The sequence below is a fragment of the Candidatus Solirubrobacter pratensis genome (assembly GCF_000425945.1).
In the GTDB taxonomy this organism is placed as follows: domain Bacteria; phylum Actinomycetota; class Thermoleophilia; order Solirubrobacterales; family Solirubrobacteraceae; genus Solirubrobacter; species Solirubrobacter pratensis.
Genome location: NZ_AUEK01000025.1, coordinates 1 through 21,001, shown reverse-complemented (window position 1 = coordinate 21,001; position 21,001 = coordinate 1). Strand labels below are relative to the sequence as shown.

The window sequence follows — 21,001 nt, the reverse complement described above, 5'->3', positions numbered from 1 at the left end:
TCGTCGCGATCGGGGGCAGGCGCAGCCTCTACCTGGAGTGCGTGGGTTCGGGCAGCCCAACCGTCGTGCTGGAGGCCGGCTTCGGCGCGGACACGTTTTCCTGGCGAGACGTGCAGCCCGAGGTCGGCCGCAGCACTCGGGCCTGTGCCTACGACCGCGCGGGCACGGGCAACAGCGTCGCGCCGCCGGGCGTGCGTGACGCACGCGACGAGATCGCCGACCTTCGGCGGCTGCTCGACCGCGCCCGCATCGAACCGCCGTACGTGCTGGTGGGCCACTCCTACGGCGGGGTCCTGGCGCGCGTGTTCGCGCACCTCTATCCAACGGAGACGGCGGGGCTCGTCCTCATCGACACGATGGGCCGCGACGGACGACGACGCCAGCTCGCCATCTGGCCCGCGCCGAGCAGCTCGCGCTCTACGGTGTCGCACCCGACCCCGTGCGCGACGAGCTCGAGCGAGCGCGGCTCCGCCTGGCCGAGACCAATGTTGGACTCGACGCCGCTCAGCAGCGGCGAGATCGCATGCACTGGCTGAATCGCCACCGGCGTCGCGAGCTGGACACGGCGGTCGCCGGATGGCGGCGTGCGCGCGACCACTGGCGGCGCGAGGTCACGCGCGTCGAGCGCGAGCTCGACGCGCGACCTGCGGCGCTCGAGCCGCTTGCGCGCGATCGGCCGCAGGACCGGCGGCGAGAACGCGGGCTTGGCATCGAGCGATGATCGACGCAGCCACTCGCGGCCTGACCCGCGCCGAGCTGATGACCGCCCGCGATGTCGCCGAGCTGCTCGACGTCCCCGTCTCGACCGTCCAGGACTGGGGCCGCAAGGGCATGCTGCCGCGGGTGAAGCTGGGCCGGCACGTGCGCTTCATCCGCGCTCACGTCGAGGCCGCGATCCTCGCCGCCGAGCAGCGCAACGGCGCAGCGCCACACGCAGAATGGTCCGCCGAGTTGGTCCGCTGAGACCGCTTCGGCGCCGCGCAAGGCAGCCCCGGAACGACGAAAGGCCCTGCATTGCAGGACCTTTCGGAGGAGCGGCTGAAGGGACTCGAACCCTCGACCTTCTGCATGGCAAGCAGACGCTCTAGCCAACTGAGCTACAGCCGCGTGGAGCGCCGAGTATAGCCGTGCCGACTCGGAAGCGGGCTGCTGATGGGCTCCCGGTACGCTCACACCATGGCGGATGCCCCGACTGAGCGCCGGCCACGGACGCCGCTCCCCCGCAGCGGCGACGGTAAGCCCCCGGCCCAGGGAGGTGGGCAGCCGCCGGCGCGCATGCCGCGCATGCCCGGATCGCGCAACTTCTGGCTGTTGATCCTGGTCCTGCTGGTGATCAACTACGCCACGGTCGGGCTGTTTGCATCCGGGCGCGAGCACAGCGTGACGATCCCGTACAGCCCGACCTTCCTGCAGGAGGTCACGCAGAACAACGTGAAGGCGATCTCGTCGCAGGGCGAGGCGGTGAGCGGGGAGCTCAAGAAGGAGATCCACTACCCGAAGAGCGACTCGGAGCCGGCGAAGAACTTCGAGACCCAGATCCCGACCTATGCCAACGGCGACCAGCTCGAGCAGCAGCTGCGCCAGCACAACGTCGAGATCGCGGCGGAGCCGATCAACCAGGGCCACGGGTTCTTCTACAACCTGATCCTCGGCTTCGGCCCGGTGATCCTGCTGGTGGTGCTGTTCGTGTGGCTCTCGCGCCGGGCCTCCGGCGGCCAGATGGGCGCGCTGGGCAGCTTCGGCCGCAGCCGCGCGCGCCGCGTGGAGGGCGGCGAGACGCACGTCACGTTCGCCGACGTCGCCGGTATCGACGAGGCCAAGGCCGAGCTGACCGAGGTCGTGGACTTCCTCAAGAACCCCGAGAAGTACCAGCGGCTCGGCGGGCGCATCCCGCGCGGCGTGCTGCTCTCGGGCGCCCCGGGCACCGGCAAGACGCTGCTGGCGCGCGCGGTGGCGGGGGAGGCGGGCGTGCCGTTCTTCTCGCTGAGCGCCTCGGAGTTCGTCGAGGCGATCGTCGGCATCGGCGCCAGCCGCGTGCGCGACCTGTTCCGCCAGGCCAAGGAGGCCAGCCCGGCGATCATCTTCATCGACGAGCTCGACGCGATCGGGCGCTCGCGCTCGGCCGGCACCGGCCCGTTCAGCGGCGGCAACGACGAGCGCGAGCAGACGCTCAACCAGATCCTGACCGAGATGGACGGCTTCGAGACGACCGACGCCGTGATCGTGCTCGCCGCGACCAACCGGCCGGAGATCCTGGACTCCGCCCTCCTGCGCCCCGGTCGCTTCGACCGGCGCGTCACCGTCCCGCCGCCCGACAAGGCGGGCCGGCGCAAGATCCTCGACGTCCACACGCGCTCGCTGCCGCTCGACGACGACGTCGACCTGGACCGGATCGCCGCGATCTCGCCTGGGATGGTCGGCGCCGACATCGCGAACCTCGCCAACGAGGCCGCGCTGCTGGCCGCGCGCCGCCGCCACGAGAAGGTCAACGAGGCCGATTTCACGGACGCGCTGGAGAAGATCATCCTCGGCGCGCCGCGCGGGATCGTGCTGTCACCGACCGAGAAGCGCCGGACCGCCTACCACGAGTCCGGGCACGCGATCGTCGGCATGCTGACCGCGGGCGCCGACCCGGTGCGCAAGGTCTCGATCATCCCGCGCACGATGTCGCTCGGCGTGACGATCTCCTCGCCCGACGCCGAGCGCACCAACTACGACCTCGACTACCTGACGGCGCGCATCAGGGTCGCGCTGGGCGGCCGCGTCGCCGAGGAGGTCGTCTACGAGTCGATCTCCGCCGGCGCCGAGTCTGACATCCAGCAGCTGACCGGGATCGCGCGCCAGATGGTCGGCCGCTGGGGGATGAGCGACGCGATCGGGCCGATCGCCGTGATCCCGTCCGACGCCCAGGGGCCGCTGCTGCCGGGCGTCTCGGGCGTCTCGGAGTCCACGCAGGAGCTGATCGACCGTGAAGTGCGCCGGATCGTCGACGAGGCCCACCGCGCCGTCACGCAGCTGCTGACCGAACACCGCGACAAGCTCGACAGCCTGACCGAGCGCCTGCTGGAGAAGGAGACGCTCGACCAGGACGAGGCCTATGAGGCCGCGGGCGTGCCGATGCCGGCCGCCGGCGAGGAGACCACCTCGGCCGTGATCTAGCCGAACGCGGCGCGGCCGCGCTGGACGCCGGTCTCGCCGCGCTCCAGCCGCTCGCGCGCGGCCTCGAGCAGCTCGCCGTCGGGCGTCAGATAGTCGCGCCAGGAGCGCGTGGGGGCGTAGCCGAGCAAGCGGCGGGCCTTGGCGATCGAGATCCCGCCGGCGGGTTCGCCGCGGACCTCGACGGCATCCCCGAAGTGGTGCGCGAGCAGCTCCGGCAGCGGCCGGCCCGCGGCGTTGTCGGGGGAGGCGATGTACATCACTTCGTGGCCGGGCAGCGAGCTCTCGGCCGCGAGCCGCAACGCATCCGCGAGGTCATAGGCGTCGATGTAGCTCCAGAAGCTCTCGCTCGGCGCGCCGCCGAACGGGTCGCGCAGCCAGCCGGCGAGGCTGCGCGCGTAGTTGCCCTCCCACTGGACCCACGTCGGGCGGATCGAGATCGCGCGCACGTCCGAGCGCGCGACGGCGGCGTCCATCAGCTGCTCCCCGAACAGCTTCGACAGCGCGTACGGGTCCTGCGGGCGGCTCGGGAGCTCCTCGTCGATCGGCGCGTACGGCGCGAAGAACCGCCGCTCGGCGAAGCCCATGCCCGGCACCGTCTCGCTGGAGAGGTTCACGAGCCGCGGAACGCCGAGCCGCACGCACGCCTCGGCGACGTTGAACGTCGCCATCAGGTTGTTGCGGAACACGGTGTGCGGCGTGTTCTGGGTCGGCTCGGGGAGCGCGGCGGCGTGGATGACCACGTCGCACCCGCGGACCACGGCGAACGCGTCGCCGGCGTCGTTCAGATCGGCTTGAACGTAATGAGCGACGCGCCGGCCGCCTTCGTAGACCGGAGCGCCGAGGTCGCAGCCGACGACGTCGTGCCCTGCCTCGACCAACGCGTAGACCGCCGCTGCGCCGACCTTCCCGCGCGCGCCCGTGACCAGGATCCGCATTGCGGGAGTGCTAGCAGGCGCGGGCCGCGCGCAGCGCGCAGATCGCCGCGAGCAAGAAGGCGAAGCCCGTCAGCCCCGGGATGTCGAGCGCCGCGGCCATCCGCGCCGCTTCCGGCACCGGCGCGCAGGGGCGGGTGGCGCACTGCTCGGTTCCGAACGACCAGATCGCGACGGCGAGCAGCTCCGCCCCGCAGAGCGAGATCGCGATCCGGCTGAAGACCGCCGGCGCATCCACGGTGGGCAGGAAGAGCCAGGCGCCGAACGTGAGCCACACAGTGAAGGCCGCCGCAACCTCCATGCGGACGATGGTGGCGATCACGCGGGCGTCAGGCAAGCGACCGGGCGGGTTCAAACCTGGCCGGGTGAAGCCGACGCAGTGAAGGTGCGCCGACTGACCCTCCTCCTCGCCCTGTCACTCCTCTTTCCGGCGGCTGCCGGGGCCGCGACGCTCGGCGGCTGGAACCGGCGCGAGCAGCGCGCGGTCGCCTCGGCCGGCCTGCTCGGACGCCTCGCCGACGGCCGCTTTCACGGCGAGCGTCCGCTGAGCGGCGCGCAGCTGAGCGCCGCGCTGGGCGCGGTCGCCGCGCAGACCGGGCAGCCGCCGGTGGCGGGCTCGTCCGCCGCGACCGTCTCCGTCAGCGCCTTCGACGCGCGGATGGTGCGCCAGCTCGGCCTCGCCGACGTCGCCGCCCATGTCGACGACGTCGCCCGCGGCGCGGGGCTGCATCCCGCTAAGACGTTCGGCAGCGAGATCGTCGCGCGCTTCCTCGGTCTGCGCACGAACCACCCGGCCGCCGACGAGACGCTCGAGCTCTATCCGTGGGAGCCGATCACCCGCGCCGAGGCGGCCCACTCGCTCGCGGTCGTCCTCGGCTCCCGCGACTGGGCGGTCGCCGGCGCGCGCGCACAGCTCAGCGCGTTCTCGCTCCCGCGGTACCGCGCGCGCACGCGCGCCGCCCTGCGGCTCGCGGTGTCCAAGATCGGCATGCCGTATGTGTGGGGCGGCGAGACCGACGGCGTCTCGCCCGGCCAGGCGCATGGCGGCTACGACTGCTCAGGCTTCGTCTGGCGCGTGTTCACGCCGCGGCGCATCGGCGGCCGCACGGCGGCGCAGATGGCGGGGCAGATCCGGCGGTCGCAGCGCATCCGGCTCGAGTCGATCCGCCCCGGGGACCTGCTGTTCTTCGGCTCGGCGCCGTTCGGCGGCAAGGCGACGGAGCGGAGCATCGTGCACGTCGGCATCGCGCTGTCCGAGCATTGGATGATCCACTCCTCGGCGCAGGGCGTGTACGTCTCGTCGCTCGACGACGAGTGGCGGCGCGACGAGTTCGCCTGGGCGCGCCGCGTCCTCTAGGCCGCGGCGCTCAGGAAGTCGTCGTTGCCGCGCGGGTCGTACTCGGGCGCGTAGGTCTCGACCGAGATCTCGCGCAACTCGACGTGGCAGGCGTCGCAGACGACGACGTAGCGCAGCGTGCGCGACGCCTCGTCATAGCGACCTTCACCGCTGTGGAAGCCTTTGTGGTCGCACATGCGGCCATCGCACCACTTTTGGGCGCAGTCGTCGCCATGCGAACGTCCAGTGTTGCGGTCCCGAACCGGTCCGCGCGACGATGCGTAGTCACACGCATCGGCATTCCCGGGCTTGAAGGAGGCAGGATCGTGAGAGCGAGGAAAGTGACCGCGATGGCGGTCGCGGTGGCGGTGGCCGGCGGTGGGCTGGCGGTGAGCCAGATCGCGACGGCGCGGCCGACCGCCGCGAAGTTGAGGATCTCGGCCGACAAGAGCAAACTGAAGTTCAACACCTCGGCGCTCAAGGCCAAGCACGGCAAGGTCACGATCACGATGTCGAACCCCTCGGGGCTGCCGCACGCCGTGGCGGTCGAGGGCAAGGGCGTCGACAAGGACGGCAAGACGGTCCAGAAGGGCGGCACCTCCACCGTCACCGTGACGCTCAAGAAGGGCAAGTACACGTTCTACTGCCCGGTCGACGGCCACCGGAAGGCCGGCATGCGGGGCACGCTCACGGTCACCTGAGCGCCGGCTTCAAGAATCGGCAGGTGGGTCCGATCATCCGGCCCACGATGCCGATTCCCGGGGTCCACGTCGAGACGCTGCACAGCCCGCAGGCCTACACGCCGCAGCAGCTCGACCTGGCGTGTAGGCTCGCCGGCGTCCTCGCCCGCGGCCGGCTTCTGCTGCTCGAGCCGCCGCGGCGCTCCGGCTGAGCTCTTTCGCTCCGGCCTCGGGACAGATCGTCCGGCACTTCCGGACAGTCCCGCGGGTGACCGCGGTTGCGCAGATTTGATCCGTGGCCGACGCCACGACACCCTTCCTCGTCACCGGCGCCGGCGGAGGGATCGGCGGCGTCGGCCGCACCGTCGTCGAGTTGCTGCGGGCGCGTGACCTGCCCGTGCGGGCGATGGTGCACCACGACGACGCCCGCGCCGTGTACCTGCGCGAGCTGGGGGCGGAGGTCGTCGCCGGCGATCTCGCGCGGCCGTCCGACGTCGTTCGCGCGCTCGACGGATGCCGCCGCATGCTCTTCTGCATCAGCGTCTCGCCGATGTACCTCGAGGCCGCCGCGACGGTCGCGACCGTCGCGCGCGAGCTCGGCGGGCTGGAGGTCCTGATCGACCTGTCGCAGATGACGGTCTCGCAGATGACGCCCTTCAGCGTCGCCGAGTCGCATCAGCAGCGGCTGCACTGGCTGTCGGAGCAGGTGCTGAACTGGTCGGGGCTTCCGGTCGTGCACCTGCGCCCGACGATCTTCCAGGACGGTCCGCTGTTCACGACGCTGGTGGCGCGCTCGGTCGCCGGGCGCGGCGTGCTGCCGCTGCCGTTCGGGGACGGGCGGACGTCGCCCGTCGCGGCCGCCGACGTCGCGCGGGTGGCCGCGGGCGTGCTGATCGACCCCGCCCCGCACATCGGCACGGTGCTCGAGCTGACCGGGCCGCGGGTGGAGGACATGAACGGCGTCGCGGAGGAATACTCGCGCGCGCTCGGCCGGCGCGTCCGCTACCTGGACGTCGCGCCGGACGAGTGGGCGGACACGGTGCTCGCCCACAGCGGCCTCTCGCCGTTCGTGCAGGAGCACCTGACGACGATGGCGCGGCTGCACCGGCAGGGGCGCTACGACCGCTCGACCCCGACGGTCGAGGCGCTGACGCACCGGCCGGCCGAGCCGGTCGAGGCGTTCGTGGCCGACCACGCCGACCTCTTCACGGGCTGACCGGCGCGGCGGCGCGGACGCGCAAATGCCCCGATCCTCCTGCCGTCCACCGGCTCGACAAGCAGCGTGTGGACGAGCTCGTCGAGTCCCTTCCTCGCCGGCCCGCCACGTTGTTGAACTACGTGGTCGGCAACGCCGACGCCCACGCGAGAACACGCATTGCTGCACGAGGAGGGGAGGGTGCGCCTCGCGCCGCTCTACGACGTGATTTCGACCGCCGCCTACCCGGAACTCAGCCAGAACCTCTCCCTCGGGATCGGCGACGTGTTCGAGCCGGACGCGGTCGGCTTGGGGGAGTGGGACGACTTCGCTTCGTGAGGAATGGCACGACGCGGTCGTGGACAGGAACCTGTCGGTGATCGAGACACGCGCTCGCCGCGTCGAGGAGTCTGAAGCGGCGCCGACCGGAATCGAACCGGTGGGGTCGTCGAGTCATGGCGTAGAGCCGAATCTGCGCGACCTGGATCGAGCGTCAGGCAGCCGCCGCTGTCCCTGTACCGCACCCGATTCGAGGTCGGAGCGTGAATGTCGCACAGCGTGCGGTGTCGTCGCCTCCCGTCGGCAGGCTCCGCTCTGCCCGCCTACCGTGTCGATCGGCGGAGCTGGCCATCAACGCCGCGCTGCCTGAGCCGGAACCCCGGACTCCCTGACGCTGGTCCTCATCGCCGGCGCGGCGGAAGGCCGCGCCCTTGAGTAGGTAGGGATGTTGTCTCTCCAGAGCCGCCTGCTGTTGGCTCCGGAGCAGGCGCGCGAGGCGTTGTCCTCCGGCTTACTTGCCGTTCGAACCCGTCGATGGTGCTGCGACGTTGACCGGTCCGCTGGGCTTCGGATGCGACTGGGTCGGCTGACGGCCAGCAGTGGACGGGCCTCGGCCGGTTGATCGTGGAAGCCTGTGAGGAGGCGACGGCGGTGGAGACTTCGCCGCCATGAAGTCACTCGCTCCGGTTGGCCGGCTTCGCGATCGGCACCGGGGTCGTCGGCTTGGGGTGCGACACCGTCGGCTGACGACCGCGCTCCTCTGTGCCGGGCGGCGAGTGGCGGCGTGGCGAGCTAGGAACGCTCGGGCGACCGTTCCTCGATGTCTCGCTGGTGCTCATCGCTCATAGCGTAATGGTCGATCAGGCGAATGTCGGCGGCGTCGATCCAGATTCCCACGCTGCGTCTTTCGGGAGGGGGTGGCTTGACCGACCCGTCATCGTGGGAGATGTCCCAGCGCTCCTCGAGAAAGAGGTCTCGGGTCTTCGTGCCGTAGCCAGAGTGACTGCGCCTTCCGTAGTAGCCGGCAACGCGACCGCCATCTTTGAGCTCCACTACGAGCAGCAGGTCCTGCTCGTGGTCGAATGCAAAATCCCAGGAGGTCTGCGTCCGATGCTCGGCCTTCAGCCGATCGCTCTTTTCGTAGATCCACGCTCGGGGATCCGAGTTCATCCACCACCATGCGCCCAGGGCGGCACACGCGGGGAGGACAAGAAGGACGCCTATGGCGACAAGGCCGATGAGCCATAGAGGGGATTGGCCTTGAAAGAATCGCGTGAGATCAGCGCGCTCCAGCGCGTCGAAGGCGCTCAGTAGGCCGACGGCAAGCGCTGGCAGCAAGTAGACGAGCAGCGAGTAGTAGACGGTGGTGAGCAGCCGATCGAACGTGCTCTCTTCACCACGAACCTCGTAAAGGCGCTCCTTCAGGAGGACGGCGACGAAGCCGGGCAACACAAATGCAATGAGAATGAGAAGCGCGGTTCCGGTTGCCGGTGGCGTCATGGCCGCATCAGGTGTACGGGATCGGGCGGACGCGATTCGTGAGACGCCGCGACGTACTCGTTCTACGACTGGGCAATGCAGGAGCTCGACCCGCCGCGGGACAACAACCAAGCTCGCCAGACGCGCCCGCCGAAGGCGCGCAAGCCGCAGGTGTCCCGCATGACTCGTCGGGCGGCGCGCCAGGCCCGAGTCGTCGAGTTGCAACGGTAGCCTCGGCCGGGTGTTCGACCACGTCGCCATCGCCGTCTCGGACCTCGCGGCCTCCGAGCGCTTCTACCGCACCGTCCTCAGTGTCCTGGGCGTCGAGCCCGGCCATGCGGACGCCGAGCTGGTCGAGTGGGAGGACTGGGACATCGTGCGGACGGACCGCGAGCATCCGGTGACCCGCGGGCTCCACGTCGGCTTCCGCGCCCGCGACCGCGCGCAGGTCGACGCGTTCTGGCAGGCTGGCGCCGACGCGGGGTACCGCGACGACGGCGCGCCGGGGCCGCGCACGCAGTACGGCCCGACGTACTACGGCGCCTTCCTGCTCGACCCCGACGGCAACAGCGTCGAGGCGGTCCACGGCGACCGCGAGGACGCCGTACCCGACGGCCACGTCGACCACCTGTGGATCCGCGTCCGCGACACGCAGGCCTCCCGGCGCTTCTACACGACGATCGCCCCGCACGCCCGGCTCCGCCTGACGCACGACGACCCCGGCCGCGTGCAGCTGTCCGGCCCGGACTACAGCTTCTCGCTCGTCCGGGACGAGCGGCCGCTCACGGAGCACGTCCACCTCGCGTTCCCCACGCGCGAGGACGCGACGGTGCGCGCGTTCCACGCCGCCGCGCTCGCGGCGGGCTACGAGGACCACGGCGCGCCGGGCGAGCGCGCGGTGTACCACCCGGGCTACTACGGCGCGTTCGTGCTCGACCCGGACGGGCACAACGTCGAGGTCGTCAACCACAACCGGGGATGAGCCGTGGCCGACGAGTCCGCCCACGACATCTCGGCCGAGGGCCTCGAGGCGCTCGACTTGCGGACGTGGACGCATCACGCCGGATGCCGCCGCTCAGCAGCTGAGCGAGATCGCGCCGGCGCTCGACGAACTCGAGCGGCAGCTTCGAGCTCGCCCGGGCGATCGGGCGAGCGCCTGGACTGTGACGCGCGCCGGATCGAAGCCGTCGGGGTCGAACGAACGAACGTTCCGGACGACCCGCGGATCCGCTAGAGGCGCCGACCGGAATCGAACCGTGGGGTCGTCGAGTCATGCGCTAGAGCGAAATCTGGCGGCGTGGGTCGAGCGCCAGGCGGACGCGGCCGCTGCGCTGTACCGCCCCGTCGTCGAGTCCGGAGACCTCGCGTGAAGCGGTGCCGTGGGTCGTGCCGCGCAGTTGTGGTCGACCTGCGGTCGGCAGGCTTTGCCTGCCCCTCCTAGCTTGCTCAAGAGCGGAGCCGGCGGCGGCTGTCAAGGGCGAAGCCCTACCCCGAGCGAAGCGAGCGGGTTGACAGCCGCCGCCGGCGCAGCTACCCGAGGCATTCCGTCCTGGCGTGCCGATAGACAGGCTGGACGTGTCCGATGACGTCTACGAGCTGGTCGCGACCGAGGTTTGCGCGTGACAAGCTCGCCGCTCGCAGCATCTCGCCGGCGGAAGTCGAGCAGGTCCCGCGCAACGAGCACCGGATCGTCAGCAACCCGCACGCGGGCGGCGCGCCTGGCAAGCGCCGATTGCTCATCGGCGAGACCGACGCCGGGTGCTGACGCTGGTGATCGAGCAGACGTCGGATCCGACGACGTGGCTCGTGGTGACTGGCTGGAACGCGACGGCGGGTGAGCGTAGCCTGCTTCGTGGCTGAACGATGAGCAAGGACCCCTGGACAGCCCCGACCCGCAGCCCGGCGAGTTCGATGCCGATCTCGCCGAGATCGATCCGCGTTTGGTCGAGGCGCACGCCGGCAATCCGGACGCGCAGCTGAGGCTGCTGATCAGCGTCGAGGGCGAAGACGTCGTCCGGCTTGAGCGGATCGCCCAGGCGCGCGGCAAGACTCCGGGCGACGTCGTCGCCGAGCTCGTGCGCGACGCAGATCGCTCGGCTGCGTAGCCCACCTGGCTGCGCGTCGCCCCGGCGTTGGCCGGCGAGCACGGGCGAGCGAAGCGAGCCCGCGCGCAGCCGGCCGCGGCCGAAGGCCGCCTTGAGTGCGTACGGAATGTCGCCTCGCAGCGCACCGAGCGCACTCGCTTCCAGGCGACTGCGCAAGCGAGTTGACTTAGGCCTCCGTCCCGTCGGCGCCCCTGCTCTGCATTAGGTCATGCCTATGCACCACGTGGTGGTCCGGTGGATTGCGTGGCGCTGGGCAATGGGTCCCGGGCAGGAGCGCCTGAGTCCGGCCGGGAGGCCCTCGCCTACGCCTGCACATGGGCGTGGCGCGGTCCCGGTTGTCGTCCCCTCACCGGCACGCATCACCGAACCAGTGTGACGGCACACCGCCCTCGGCCAGTGCTCTCGGGACGGGCTCCACGCGACGGTGTGCCGGCACCGGTTCCTTTCCGTACGGAGCATCTGCTTGGCGTCGTGGTCAACTGGCCCTCGGTGGACCTGACCGATGATTTTTGCGCGCCGTGCTGGTCTGTACGCCGAATACCGACTCACGGGAGGCTGACGCCATGCGGAAACTGACCTTCGGCATGAACCTGAGCCTGGACGGCTACATCGCCGCGCCCGGCGACGACCTCGGCTGGAGCGTGCCGAGCGACGAACTGTTCCAGTGGTGGTCCGACCGGGTGGGGGCGACAGGCCTGGCGCTGTACGGGCGCAAGCTGTGGGAGACGATGAGCTCCCACTGGCCGACCGCCGACAAGCAGCCGGGCGCCACACCGGCGGCGATCGAGTTCGCCCGCCGCTGGCGGGACATGCCGAAGGTGGTGTTCTCCTCGACGACCAGCACGGTCGACTGGAACACCCGTCTGGTCACCGGCGACGCGGTCACCGAGATCACCAGGCTCAAGGCCGACGACGGCGGCCCCATGGACATCGGCGGTGCCACACTCGCCGCGGCGGCCATGCGGGCCGGGCTGATCGACGAGTACGCGATCGTCACCCATCCGGTCCTGGTGGGCGGCGGCACGCCGTTCTTCACGGCCCTGGACAACTGGGTGAACCTGAGCCTGGTGGAGACCCGGACGTTTCCCGACGGCGTGGTGCTGACCAGGTACGAGACCAGGCGCTGAGTGCCCGACGCCGGATCAGCGCGGGCTTCACTCCATGCGGCACGCCTTCGGGGACCACGTCGCCCGCCACGCCGGGATCAAGAACGCCCAGGCGCTGCTCGGTCACGCCGACGTCGGCACGACGCAGATGTACACCGGAGCGCCGACCCGGACGAGCTGGCGGCCGCGATCGCGGACTACCGATTCGGGGTGGAACGAACACACGTTCCGATAGAGCCCCAGGAACCGCTCAAGGCGCCGACCGGAATCGAACCGGTGTACACGGCTTTGCAGGCGGTCGGAGGCCGCTCGCTTGGCTCTGGACGGCGCTTCCAGGTGCGCTCAGGTGCGCTCAGTTCTCTGGGAACTGGCGCGGTTCGGGGCACCCGCCGGGGTACGCGGGTCCGAGGCGCCATCCGCAGCGGCGAACGCCGCGCCGAGCAGCTCGGCGTCACGCTGCCCGGGCACGCTGTGGACGTAGCGCATCGTCGTCGTGATGTGCGCGTGCCCGAGCAGCGCCTGCACGTCGCTGAGCGGCTTCACCTTCACCGCCAGCGACGCGAACGAGTGGCGTAGGTCGTGCCACCTGAGCGGCGGATCGCTCTCGCGCAGATGCGCCAGTCCCGCCGGCCCGAGCGCCCCATAGAAGTGCCGGCGCAGCGTCCAGCCGTTGAGCCGGTCGCCCAGCTCGTCGACGAGGACCAGGTCGTCGAGCCCCGTGCTGTGGTCGCGCTGGCTGAGCCCGTCGAGCAGTGCGGCCAGGTCGGCGATCATCGGCACTGAGCGGCCGTGCCCGCCCTTCGTGCCCTTCGTCCCGTTGCGCCCGTGAGACCTGCGCACGTGGAGCCGCTCGTCGAGCCACGCGACGTCGCGCCAGCGCAGCTCGACCAGCTCGCCGATCCTCACACCGGTCCACGCGCTCACCAGCACCGCGGCGCGGCCCGCCGACGTCGGCATCGCGTCCGCCACCGCGCGCATCTGCGCCGGTGTGAGGACGTTGAAGCGGCTCCGGTCGTACCGGACGCGCGGCCGCGGCACGAGCTTGCCGCCCGCCGGGTTCCGCTCGAGCCTATGACGCCGCTGCGCGTGGGTGAACACCTGGCTGAGCACCATCAGGCACTTGACCACGCCGCGCGCGGACATGCCTTCGTCGAGCTGCTCCTCCTTCCACGCCTCGAGGTCGGCCGGCTCGATTGCGTCGACGGCCAGGCCGCCGAACGTCGGCAGCAGGTGCCGATTGAGGACGGCCTGGTAGTCGCGCCACGTCTGCTCGCGCACGCCGTCCGGGCGGGCCTTCGCCGTCAGCCAAGAGTCAGCCACTTCGGCGACCGTGGGCATCGTCGCGCGCTCGTAGCCGCCGTCGGCGACCTTGCGGCGCTCTGCGTCGAGCAGGTCGCGCAGGGCGTCCTCGGCCATCCTGCGGGTGAGCTGGCCGGCCAGCGGTCGGCCGCCCTTCGCTGCGACCGGCCCGAGGCGGCTCGTCGTGTCCATGGGGCGCCGTCCCGGCACGCGGGTGGCCGCGTACCAGACCTCCTCGCCGCTCTTGAGCGTGCGCCGCTTGAGGCGCCCGGTCGGACGCTGCGCGCGCGGCATCAGCCGGCCCTCCGCGCGCGCCACAGGCGCCGGCCGGCCCGAACGAGCGGCGGGTGCCACAGGCCCCACCGGACGGCGGCGTAGAACAGCCCCAGTAATGCGACGTCACGCATCGCCGGCCGCCGATCCGCGCGCCCGCCGCTTGCGGCCGCTCTGCGGCTCCGATGCGCCGCCCTTGCCCGCGGCGCCGGCCGCGGCGCCCGCGGCCTCCACGGGAGCGGGAGCGTGCTCGCCGGCGCCGCCCGCGTCGGGCAGCGCCGGCGTGGTGCGCGCGTGCACCGGCCGGAATGACACGAGGCGCGCGCCGCGGGCATCGTCGTCGCTCCAGCCCAGCTCGGCGAGCCGAGCGCGCGCCGCGGGCGCCGCGTCGTGCTGCCGCGTCTTGCCCGGGAATAGCCCGACCAAGACGAGGCCGGCGCCGGGGGCCAGCTCGGCGCCGCCAGCCAGGGCGAAGACCGCGAACGCGGGCTCCGGCTGCTTCTCCCACGTGGGCTGCGAGTACGGCTCCGGCTGCTTCTCCCACGTGGGCTGCGAGTACGGCTCGGCCGCGGCGGCCGTGCCACCGCTAGCGTTCGTGCTGGCCATGAGGCTTACTCCTGTGGTCCTGGCCCGGGGCGCCTGCCAGCGCCGCCGGGCCGACTTGGTTGGAGCCGCGAGCGTATGAGCATCGCGGCGCAGCAACAAGGAGCGCCGTTCGCGGCCACCGAAGCCGCACGCATGCCGCGCGGCCGGCGGCCGGCGCCGCGCGGCACCCCCCCCGGCCCCCCGGCCGTGCCCGACGAGCCGCGCTACCCGGCGCCGGGCTGCTGATCGGCGAGCCGCCCATGCGCCACCGGCGCCGCCACCACGTGCGACCCGACGAGTTCGAGCGCCGCGCGCACGAACTGCTCGCGCGCTGCCTTGAACGCGGCCCGCTCTGCCTCGATCGCTCGGTTCGCCTCCAACAGCCGCTCCTCGTGACGAAGCGCGGCGATCATGTCGATCTCGCGAAGCGCTCGCATCATCGCGTCGCGCGCGGCGGCCGCCGCGCGCGTGGGGCCGTCCTCGGCGCCCCGCCGGATCGTGAGCCGCTCGACGAGAATCGCGCGCGCGCGTCCCTGCCGGCTCGCCTCCGCGAACGCCTTGGTGGCCTTCTCCTCGCCGCTCATCTCCAGGCCGAGGCGGATGAACCACTGATAGGAGGTGCCGAGCGCCTCGTCCGCCTCCTCGAGGCGGGCGGCAATCTCGTCGAGCAGCGTGCGCAGCTCCTGGGTATCGCGCATCGCCTGGTCGTGCGCGAACTGGCGCTGCTGCTGCGTGCGCGCGAACCGCGCCCCGATCGCGGGACTCACGAGGCCGGCGGTCAGGGTGCCGCCGATGCCGGCCAGGCCGAGGATGAGCGCGGTGTCTGCCACGGAGCCATTCTCGGTCCCGCTCCGGACGTCTACGCCGCGGCCGGCCCCCACCCCGCCCAGGCGTAACGGTGACGCCCCAGCGCGCCAGGAGTCGCCGTAGGACCGTGCACGCGGCTGCGTAAGCCGCGCCACCGCGCCGGGTGGCGCGCTCGGGTCCACGGGGTACCCCGGCGCGACCCCCGATGCCGTGCCGGCGCGGGTGTTGAATCGCCGCGCACCGCTCGGGGAGCCCGCTGGACTGGCGGGCTCCCCGGGCCGGCCTGTGGCTCATCGAGGGGAAGCTCCGGCGAGCGGGCCCGCTCGGGGCGGCGGCCGCGGTGGCCGTCACGCGTGGCGCGACCGCGCGCCCCGACCGAGTCCTCATGACTCCATCGCTCCGGCGAGCGCCAGGACCGCGCGATCAGCGCGGCTCTCCGGCGCGCGCTCGTACGCGGCCCGGAACGCCGCGCGGCTCGCGGTGATTGCCGCTCGCCACTCGGCCGCCTCCCTGGCCGCCCGGCCGGCCCGCGCGGGCGGCGCCGGGACGCACTCCGCCAGCGCCCGCCTCCACGCCGCGTCGAAGCCGAGCCCGCGAACTCGACTCGCCTCCAGGTGGAGCCGGACGTGCGTCGCCACGGTCACCGGCTCGGCCGCCCCGTCCCGCGCGGCGCGGCGGCCCGCGCCTCTGCCGCCCGCCGCGCCCCGGCCTGACGGCGCGCGAGGATCACCGCAGCGTCCGAGGCCCGGTAGGCGCGGTCGAGCCGCGCCCGCGGATCGAACCCGTCGCCCGCGCCGCGGGCCACGCGGGCCAGCGACAGCTCGGCGTACCGGACCACGGGCCCTGTCACCCCTCCAGGCGGCCCGGAGGCCGCAGGTTCGCGGCCGCGCGGCCGGCCTCCTCCTGCACGCCGTCGATGTGGCGGAACCCGAACTCGGCCTCCGCGGTGTCCACGCGCCGGTCGCCATCGTCGTCCCACTCGCCGTCCTCGACGGCCGCCTGGCCGTCGACGTCGAGCGGCCACCCGCGCGTCGGCACGAGCATTCGCCCCGGGTCGGGGTCGCCGCCGAGCCGGAAGTGAACGTCGTCGCTGGAGCCGCGAAACGGGCTCGTCGGCAGTTCGTACGGGGCGAGGCCCAGCGGCTCCGCGACCTCGTACCAATGCCGGATGAGCACCGCGATCTCATCCTCGAGCTGGAGCTGCGCCGCGTAGTGCGCGATCGCGCGCTCGGCCAGCGGCCCCGCGAGCGTCGCCAGCTCGTCGCCCAGCTCGTGGGCGTGAGCGAACAACCACGCGGCCACGGCTCCGTCCGCCTCCTGCGCGGCCCGCTCGGCGCCGCGAAGCCGGCCCCGCCATGCGTTAGGGCTGGCGGCGGCCCGAGCGAGCGCGAGAGCAGCCGTGAGCCGCTGCTGCTGCTCCTCGTCGGGCTCCCGCTCGCCGGCACCGACGCCCTCCTGGTAGGCGGCGTACTCCTCCTCGGCCGCGTCGGCGGCGGCCGATGCCTGCCGGCGCGCCTCGGCCGCCTCGTCGACGCGGGCGCGGACCGCGGCGGCCCCCTCCCGCAGCTCGCGCAGCTCGTCGAGCATGCTCACTCGTCATCACCCCCGTCGTCGTCGCCGCCGGCTGCCCGGCCGCGGCGGGCGGCTCGCTGCTCGCGGCCCGTAGGGTCCGCGCTCCCGTAGTAGGCGGCGAGCGACCGCTTCGCCGACCGACTGCTGATCGCCGGCGCCCCGTCGCCCGCCAGGCGCCGCCGCAAGTCGGCGTGCAGCTCGGCGACCTGCTCGGCCTGCTCGTCCATCTTCCGGCGCAGCTCGCTCAGCGCCGCCTTGTCTCCGGACACGTCTCAGCCTCCTGGTGGGATCGTCGGGGGGTTCAGCGGCGCGCCGCTCGGCCCCGTCGGCGTCTGGTCGATCACGATTGGGCGGCCGTCGCGCGAGCGCCGCCGCCGCATCTCGTACGTGCCGGTCGGCATCGGGCCGGCCGTGCCCGGCACCGGCTGGCCGGCCGCGCCGACCGCGCCACGCAGCGGCCGGCCCTGCGCGTCCCGCGGCCAGGCGGCGAACTGGCCGGGCCGGCCGTCCTCGTCGGGCTCGAAGGCGTCGCGCGGGCTCACCGCGCGCCCAACTCTTCCTGCGCCTGGCCGTCCACGGGCGCGCGGCGCGCCGGCGCGATCGGCTCGGTGAACTGGCCGCCGCAGGTGATGCACCGCGTCGTCCGGAACCGCCGGCCGCCGGGGCCGTCGGTGGTGAACGCCTCGATCCTCTCGGGCGGCGCGGGGCACCCGTCAAGGTGCTGCCGCGCCGGCAGCGGGCTCGTCTTGGTCGCGGTCTTCGCGTCGGTCACTTCCATCGACCTCCTCGGTCGCTCTGTTGATCGATCGCGGCCCCGCCCGGGGCCGTCCTGCCCGGCGTGCCGGGGTGCCGCTGGGGGTACCGGCGCCGCCGGCTCCCGCACCGGGCCGCACGTGCGCGGCTTTCCACGCCGCTCGGGTCACGCGTCCACCCCTCCGGCCGCCTCGAACGCCTCCACGTCGGCGGGACGGAACCGCCGGTAGCGGCCCAGCTTGACCACGGGCAGGCGCTCCTCTCGCGCGAGCCGGTACACGTGGCTCGCCGGCACCTGCCAGCGCTCGGCGACCTCCTCCGCCATCAGCAGCCGGTTCGACGCCCCTCCGTCGACGCCGGCCGGCGCGCCGGCCCGGTGGTCCACGGCGGCGACGGCCGAAACCGCCCTACGTGCACCCGACCCTTGGCCAACCCCGGCCCGGGCGGTCATGCGTCGCCTCTTTCACAGCGGCGACTCGTTGGATCGCCCTGTGTCGCCCCGGCGGGGGCGGTGCCGCGTGGTCCCCGGCTGTCCCCGGCGGTCGCCCGCTGGTCCACGGGGGGCGCTGCTGCGGCGGCGGGCGCGATTTGGCTCTGGAGCGGGAATGTCCCCACGTCCCCGCGTCCCCGCCGTGGCATCCGTCCCCAGCGGTCCCCGGCTGGACCCCAGCACTGGCGGTGCCGGAAGCTGGCCTGGGGCGGGCATGTCCCCGCGTCCCCGCCGTCCCCGCCGAAATTTCGCGTTTTGCTCTTGTGTAGGGGGGACATGGGGTCAGCCCTCGTCGGGGTCGAAGCCGGCAGGGGCGCGCCAGTACCGAGCCTTGTGGACGCGCTTCTTCCCGCGCTGGGTGAGCTGCTGGGGCTCGAAGTCGAGCGCGCGCAGGTTGGTCGCGAGGTCGACCTGTGTCGTCCTCGCCAGCTGCATCCGGACGTGGTTCGCGAGCGGTTGCAGGGCGACGTAGAGGCGCCCGCTGATCGCGGCCTCCTTCGCATCGAGCCGCCTGCCGTTGCCGTCCGTGCGCTCGCGGAAGCAGTCGGGCCGCCAGTCTGCGGCGAGGAGTTTGAGGCGGTCGTCAACCTCGTCGAGGTCGACGACTGCGGGCTCGTGGTGCGTGATGAAGTGGGCGATCCAGGCGCGGGCCTGCTCGCGGTCGCTGCTTTCGTGGTCGCGAAGCTCGCTGGCCGCGTGGAGGCGCGTAGTGGTCTTCTCCCAGGTGCCGCCCTCCTGCTTGTCGAGCCATCGCCCCGTGGCCTCGTAGACGGCCCGCCGGAACTTCCCCTGCGTCGTGAATTCGGTGGTGGTGCCGAGCCGAACGTCGTCGTGGGTCTCGCCGTCCCGCGGGGTGTCTCCATCGCGCTCGATGACGGTGATGGCGGCAATCCAGCGGGTCTGCTGCCGGCCGAGTCGGAGGAGGCGGTCGAGCCGAAGGTCGCATGTGGCGAAGTAGGTCGTGTTGACGTCGGCGAGCGCCTTCGCCGGTGCCTGCGCCTCAGCGCGGCAGCTCGCGGCGAGCTGCACGACGGCGGCGTCAGCGCGCGCGGTTGTCGGTGTCATCGGCTTCGGAGCCTCCGGTGGCGTCGAGGGCGGCTCCTCGTTCGTGCCGGTGCCGCCGCCGCGCAGGGCCTCGAGCGCGCCCCGGGTCATGAGTGCGGCCCCGCGTCATGGGCGCGGCGGCGGCCGGCTCGTCGCGCCACCCGCTCCAGCTCGCGCGTGATCGGCGCGAGCTGCTCGTCGCGGCGCCGCTGGAGGAGCTGCTCGGCGGCGAGCAGCTTGCGGAGGTTCTCGACGTCGGGCTCGGCGCTAGGGCGGGCGAGCAGCTCGTCGAGGCCGGGGAGGCGGTCGTCGGCCCAGTCGAGGGCGTCGTCCGCGAGGTCGGCGGCGACCATGATCTCGTGACGGGCTCGCGATACGGCGCGGTCGAGCGCGAGCACCGCGCGGTGCCACGCGGGGTCGTGCTGGCCGTGCCGGACCCAGGGCACGTCGACGCGGTCCAGCTCGACGATGGCCGCGCGCAGCTCGGCGGCGAGCTCCCGGCGCAGCGTGCCGCGGTCGTAGCTCGCCCTGGCGAGCTCACCGTCGCGCGGCGGGCGGGGGTAACGTGCGGGGAGGGCTCGGCCCCACCGGCGGTCGCCGGGCGGCGGCCAGCCGGCGGGCCAGTCGGTCCAGTCGCCCGTGGTTCGCCGCGGCGCGGCGGTCTGGGGGGCCACGCGGGTGTCTCCAGTCTCGCCAGCCTGGGGTTGCCTGCGATGCGTCAGCGGCCTCTGAAGCCGCGCCGGGGTGGCTACGGCCGCAGGCCGGAGCCCGCGCGCCCCGGTCGGGACCCCGACGTGGGGTCCTGGTCCTGAGCCGTCGTCGTCGCGGCCGGCGCCCGCGACCGCGCGAGCGCTGGCGCGGTGGGCGCGGCGCTCGCGGGGCCTGGCGCACGAGCGGCGTCGGGCGGCGCCGGCACGCGCATGGCCCTGGGAGGGCCGTCGGGCTGCGCGGAGGGCTCCGCGGCGTCCGAGCATGCCCCGGACGCGGAGCACGAGCGCGTGGGCCTGAAGGATGGCCTCCTGCTCGCTGTCGGCGCCGCCGCGGGCGCGCGCCGCGATGAGCCGCAGCTCGGCGGGCGAGGGGCGGCCCGGTCGCTCGGCGGCCGCGACGATCAGAGCGGCGACGTCGGGGCCTTCGAGGTCGGCAAGGCCGCCGAGGACCCGTCGCACGCCGCGACTACGATGGGGCAGCATCAGGCGCCTCCTCGAAAGGCGTCTTGGCGGCCCGAAGCTCCTTGCCAGGCTTCGGGCCGCTGTCGTTTCGGGTCGCCACGACGTGCGCGATGTAGAGGCTGAGCGCCAGCCGCAGCGCGTCGCTCAACGATCGCTCGTCGATCGTCGCGGCGCGGCGGAACAGTTCGGCGTCCTCGTGCTGGACGCGGGCGCCGATGAGCTGTGGCCGTCGCGCGTCGGCCCGGTGGTGCTGCTGTCGCGAAGGCGCTGTTTGCTGCACCCTTCTAACTTACACACGCCGGCGGCGGAAGTGTGACTGGGTTAACTGAGTGGCCGAGGACTTACGGTGACACTGAGGGGTCGACACCCAAGTGTCAGAAATGGGCGCCGCAGCCAACCGGCGATCGGCGCGGGAGGCCACAGCGCCGGCGCGGGCGAGGCGCCCCCCGTCGCCGCGCCGGCGCTCCCGGCTCACCGCCCCGCCCGGGCGTGACGCTGCTCAGCTCCGCGGCGCGGGGTCGAGCGCGCCGCCCGCCCTGGCGGCTCCCGGACCCCCCTCCGCCGGCGGGCCGCCGACGCGCCCAGGGGGCCGCCGCGGCGCTTCTCGGGGTACCGCCGGGGTACGGCCAGGCCGGGCCGCCGAGCCCGTGAACGGCGAAAGCCCCGCCGTAGCGGGGCTTTCGTCTAGAGGCGCCGACCGGAATCGAACCGGTGTACACGGCTTTGCAGGCCGCT

At 72.9% G+C, this 21,001-nt stretch carries 29 protein-coding genes, 2 tRNA genes and 1 pseudogene; 13 read left to right on the top strand and 19 right to left on the bottom strand.

Annotation, left to right across the window (positions count from 1 at the left end; genetic code table 11):
* Nucleotides 1-536, top strand: a 536-nt coding sequence (locus tag H958_RS43970) for an alpha/beta fold hydrolase (protein ID WP_156028231.1), incomplete at its 5' end; no start/stop codon positions are given.
* Between the two features lie 181 nt (nt 537-717).
* Nucleotides 718-963 carry a helix-turn-helix domain-containing protein gene (locus H958_RS46705; protein ID WP_037411383.1) on the top strand — a complete coding sequence of 82 codons (246 nt, stop codon included), beginning with the start codon at nt 718-720 and terminating at the stop codon, nt 961-963.
* Nucleotides 964-1,033: 70 nt separating this feature from the next.
* Here H958_RS46705 and H958_RS0123980 read toward each other — a convergent pair.
* Nucleotides 1,034-1,107 (bottom strand) — tRNA-Gly (locus H958_RS0123980).
* 177 nt (nt 1,108-1,284) lie between these two features.
* Here H958_RS0123980 and ftsH point away from each other — a divergent pair.
* Entirely contained in the window at nt 1,285-3,159 is a 1,875-nt protein-coding gene (ftsH, locus tag H958_RS39945) for an ATP-dependent zinc metalloprotease FtsH (RefSeq protein WP_051324751.1), read from the top strand.
* Here ftsH and H958_RS39940 read toward each other — a convergent pair.
* Both H958_RS39940 and H958_RS0123965 read right to left on the bottom strand, forming a co-directional pair.
* A complete protein-coding gene (locus H958_RS39940) occupies nt 3,156-4,094 on the bottom strand; it encodes an NAD-dependent epimerase/dehydratase family protein (RefSeq protein WP_081686216.1) in 939 nt (312 codons plus the stop codon). The genes ftsH and H958_RS39940 overlap by 4 nt on opposite strands.
* 10 nt (nt 4,095-4,104) lie before the next feature.
* Nucleotides 4,105-4,413, bottom strand: coding sequence for a hypothetical protein (locus H958_RS0123965; protein ID WP_028060506.1), 309 nt, complete (start codon nt 4,411-4,413; stop codon nt 4,105-4,107).
* Between the two features lie 57 nt (nt 4,414-4,470).
* Here H958_RS0123965 and H958_RS0123960 point away from each other — a divergent pair, with 57 nt between their 5' ends.
* On the top strand, nt 4,471-5,448 hold the full coding sequence (locus tag H958_RS0123960) for a C40 family peptidase (protein WP_028060505.1): 978 nt from the start codon (nt 4,471-4,473) through the stop codon (nt 5,446-5,448).
* Here the strand turns inward: H958_RS0123960 and H958_RS0123955 are convergent.
* A complete protein-coding gene (locus H958_RS0123955) occupies nt 5,445-5,624 on the bottom strand; it encodes a hypothetical protein (RefSeq protein WP_028060504.1) in 180 nt (59 codons plus the stop codon). The genes H958_RS0123960 and H958_RS0123955 overlap by 4 nt on opposite strands.
* Nucleotides 5,625-5,753: 129 nt before the next feature.
* Between H958_RS0123955 and H958_RS39935 the strand changes: the two genes are divergently transcribed.
* The 4 genes from H958_RS39935 to H958_RS45390 all read left to right on the top strand — a co-directional run bounded on the left by H958_RS39935 (nt 5,754) and on the right by H958_RS45390 (nt 7,641).
* Entirely contained in the window at nt 5,754-6,128 is a 375-nt protein-coding gene (locus H958_RS39935; RefSeq protein WP_196807527.1) for a plastocyanin/azurin family copper-binding protein, read from the top strand.
* Between the two features lie 47 nt (nt 6,129-6,175).
* On the top strand, nt 6,176-6,319 hold the full coding sequence (locus tag H958_RS46700; protein ID WP_156028227.1) for a hypothetical protein: 144 nt from the start codon (nt 6,176-6,178) through the stop codon (nt 6,317-6,319).
* Nucleotides 6,320-6,402: 83 nt separating this feature from the next.
* Entirely contained in the window at nt 6,403-7,323 is a 921-nt protein-coding gene (locus tag H958_RS0123940) for an NAD(P)H-binding protein (protein ID WP_028060503.1), read from the top strand.
* Between the two features lie 180 nt (nt 7,324-7,503).
* Nucleotides 7,504-7,641, top strand: a complete 138-nt coding sequence (locus tag H958_RS45390) for a hypothetical protein (RefSeq protein WP_196807526.1) — start codon at nt 7,504-7,506, stop codon at nt 7,639-7,641.
* 732 nt (nt 7,642-8,373) lie between these two features.
* Here H958_RS45390 and H958_RS0123930 read toward each other — a convergent pair.
* Nucleotides 8,374-9,081, bottom strand: coding sequence for a DUF6338 family protein (locus tag H958_RS0123930; protein ID WP_028060502.1), 708 nt, complete (start codon nt 9,079-9,081; stop codon nt 8,374-8,376).
* A gap of 220 nt (nt 9,082-9,301) precedes the next feature.
* Between H958_RS0123930 and H958_RS49205 the strand changes: the two are divergent.
* Nucleotides 9,302-9,625, top strand: a pseudogene (locus H958_RS49205) (VOC family protein); the annotation flags it as partial.
* 63 nt (nt 9,626-9,688) lie between these two features.
* Complete coding sequence (locus H958_RS49200; protein WP_407641164.1) at nt 9,689-10,042, top strand: VOC family protein; 354 nt, start codon at nt 9,689-9,691, stop codon at nt 10,040-10,042.
* Nucleotides 10,043-10,796: 754 nt separating this feature from the next.
* Here the strand turns inward: H958_RS49200 and H958_RS46695 are convergent.
* Nucleotides 10,797-11,321 carry a hypothetical protein gene (locus H958_RS46695; protein ID WP_156028226.1) on the bottom strand — a complete coding sequence of 175 codons (525 nt, stop codon included), beginning with the start codon at nt 11,319-11,321 and terminating at the stop codon, nt 10,797-10,799.
* 407 nt (nt 11,322-11,728) lie between these two features.
* Between H958_RS46695 and H958_RS0123900 the strand changes: the two genes are divergently transcribed.
* A complete protein-coding gene (locus H958_RS0123900; RefSeq protein ID WP_028060500.1) occupies nt 11,729-12,292 on the top strand; it encodes a dihydrofolate reductase family protein in 564 nt (187 codons plus the stop codon).
* 34 nt (nt 12,293-12,326) lie between these two features.
* Nucleotides 12,327-12,506: a tyrosine-type recombinase/integrase gene (locus H958_RS49195; RefSeq protein ID WP_028060499.1), complete on the top strand. Its 180-nt coding sequence runs from the start codon at nt 12,327-12,329 to the stop codon at nt 12,504-12,506.
* Between the two features lie 18 nt (nt 12,507-12,524).
* Here the strand turns inward: H958_RS49195 and H958_RS46690 are convergent.
* From H958_RS46690 to H958_RS46685, 13 genes are all read right to left on the bottom strand, one after another.
* Nucleotides 12,525-12,601 (bottom strand) — tRNA-Cys (locus H958_RS46690).
* Nucleotides 12,602-12,613: 12 nt separating this feature from the next.
* A complete protein-coding gene (locus H958_RS0123890; RefSeq protein WP_156028225.1) occupies nt 12,614-13,864 on the bottom strand; it encodes a tyrosine-type recombinase/integrase in 1,251 nt (416 codons plus the stop codon).
* Between the two features lie 105 nt (nt 13,865-13,969).
* On the bottom strand, nt 13,970-14,449 hold the full coding sequence (locus tag H958_RS0123885) for a hypothetical protein (protein WP_028060497.1): 480 nt from the start codon (nt 14,447-14,449) through the stop codon (nt 13,970-13,972).
* Between the two features lie 203 nt (nt 14,450-14,652).
* Nucleotides 14,653-15,258 (bottom strand): hypothetical protein, encoded by a 606-nt coding sequence (locus tag H958_RS0123880; RefSeq protein WP_028060496.1) that lies wholly within the window; start codon nt 15,256-15,258, stop codon nt 14,653-14,655.
* 360 nt (nt 15,259-15,618) lie between these two features.
* A complete protein-coding gene (locus H958_RS0123875) occupies nt 15,619-15,873 on the bottom strand; it encodes a hypothetical protein (protein ID WP_156028224.1) in 255 nt (84 codons plus the stop codon).
* Between the two features lie 2 nt (nt 15,874-15,875).
* Nucleotides 15,876-16,085, bottom strand: a complete 210-nt coding sequence (locus H958_RS0123870) for a hypothetical protein (RefSeq protein WP_231379356.1) — start codon at nt 16,083-16,085, stop codon at nt 15,876-15,878.
* Nucleotides 16,082-16,828 carry a hypothetical protein gene (locus H958_RS0123865; protein WP_028060493.1) on the bottom strand — a complete coding sequence of 249 codons (747 nt, stop codon included), beginning with the start codon at nt 16,826-16,828 and terminating at the stop codon, nt 16,082-16,084. Before H958_RS0123865 ends, H958_RS0123870 begins: the two co-directional genes overlap by 4 nt.
* Nucleotides 16,825-17,076, bottom strand: coding sequence for a hypothetical protein (locus H958_RS0123860; protein ID WP_028060492.1), 252 nt, complete (start codon nt 17,074-17,076; stop codon nt 16,825-16,827). Before H958_RS0123860 ends, H958_RS0123865 begins: the two co-directional genes overlap by 4 nt.
* A 3-nt stretch (nt 17,077-17,079) precedes the next feature.
* Complete coding sequence (locus tag H958_RS0123855) at nt 17,080-17,349, bottom strand: hypothetical protein (RefSeq protein ID WP_028060491.1); 270 nt, start codon at nt 17,347-17,349, stop codon at nt 17,080-17,082.
* On the bottom strand, nt 17,346-17,585 hold the full coding sequence (locus tag H958_RS0123850; RefSeq protein WP_156028223.1) for a hypothetical protein: 240 nt from the start codon (nt 17,583-17,585) through the stop codon (nt 17,346-17,348). Before H958_RS0123850 ends, H958_RS0123855 begins: the two co-directional genes overlap by 4 nt.
* Before the next feature lie 141 nt (nt 17,586-17,726).
* Nucleotides 17,727-17,945 carry a helix-turn-helix domain-containing protein gene (locus tag H958_RS39925; protein ID WP_037411377.1) on the bottom strand — a complete coding sequence of 73 codons (219 nt, stop codon included), beginning with the start codon at nt 17,943-17,945 and terminating at the stop codon, nt 17,727-17,729.
* 387 nt (nt 17,946-18,332) lie between these two features.
* The gene (locus H958_RS0123840; RefSeq protein WP_156028222.1) at nt 18,333-19,079 is read right to left on the bottom strand and encodes a hypothetical protein; all 747 of its coding nucleotides are present in this window, start codon (nt 19,077-19,079) and stop codon (nt 18,333-18,335) included.
* A 122-nt stretch (nt 19,080-19,201) separates the two neighbouring features.
* Nucleotides 19,202-19,768 (bottom strand): hypothetical protein, encoded by a 567-nt coding sequence (locus H958_RS46685; RefSeq protein WP_156028221.1) that lies wholly within the window; start codon nt 19,766-19,768, stop codon nt 19,202-19,204.
* 601 nt (nt 19,769-20,369) lie between these two features.
* Here H958_RS46685 and H958_RS46680 point away from each other — a divergent pair.
* The gene (locus tag H958_RS46680) at nt 20,370-20,582 is read left to right on the top strand and encodes a hypothetical protein (RefSeq protein ID WP_156028220.1); all 213 of its coding nucleotides are present in this window, start codon (nt 20,370-20,372) and stop codon (nt 20,580-20,582) included.
* Nucleotides 20,583-21,001 lie beyond the last annotated feature (419 nt).

Coding starts and splice junctions, on each gene's coding strand:
- H958_RS46700 (WP_156028227.1), top strand. CDS start 6,176: ATGCCGATTCCCGGGGTCCACGTCGAGACGCTGCACAGCCCGCAGGCC.
- H958_RS0123955 (WP_028060504.1), bottom strand. CDS start 5,624: ATGTGCGACCACAAAGGCTTCCACAGCGGTGAAGGTCGCTATGACGAG.
- H958_RS39940 (WP_081686216.1), bottom strand. CDS start 4,094: ATGCGGATCCTGGTCACGGGCGCGCGCGGGAAGGTCGGCGCAGCGGCG.
- H958_RS0123885 (WP_028060497.1), bottom strand. CDS start 14,449: ATGGCCAGCACGAACGCTAGCGGTGGCACGGCCGCCGCGGCCGAGCCG.
- H958_RS0123930 (WP_028060502.1), bottom strand. CDS start 9,081: ATGACGCCACCGGCAACCGGAACCGCGCTTCTCATTCTCATTGCATTT.
- H958_RS46705 (WP_037411383.1), top strand. CDS start 718: ATGATCGACGCAGCCACTCGCGGCCTGACCCGCGCCGAGCTGATGACC.
- H958_RS0123890 (WP_156028225.1), bottom strand. CDS start 13,864: ATGCCGCGCGCGCAGCGTCCGACCGGGCGCCTCAAGCGGCGCACGCTC.
- H958_RS0123900 (WP_028060500.1), top strand. CDS start 11,729: ATGCGGAAACTGACCTTCGGCATGAACCTGAGCCTGGACGGCTACATC.
- H958_RS0123850 (WP_156028223.1), bottom strand. CDS start 17,585: ATGGAAGTGACCGACGCGAAGACCGCGACCAAGACGAGCCCGCTGCCG.
- H958_RS49195 (WP_028060499.1), top strand. CDS start 12,327: ATGCGGCACGCCTTCGGGGACCACGTCGCCCGCCACGCCGGGATCAAG.
- ftsH (WP_051324751.1), top strand. CDS start 1,285: ATGCCCGGATCGCGCAACTTCTGGCTGTTGATCCTGGTCCTGCTGGTG.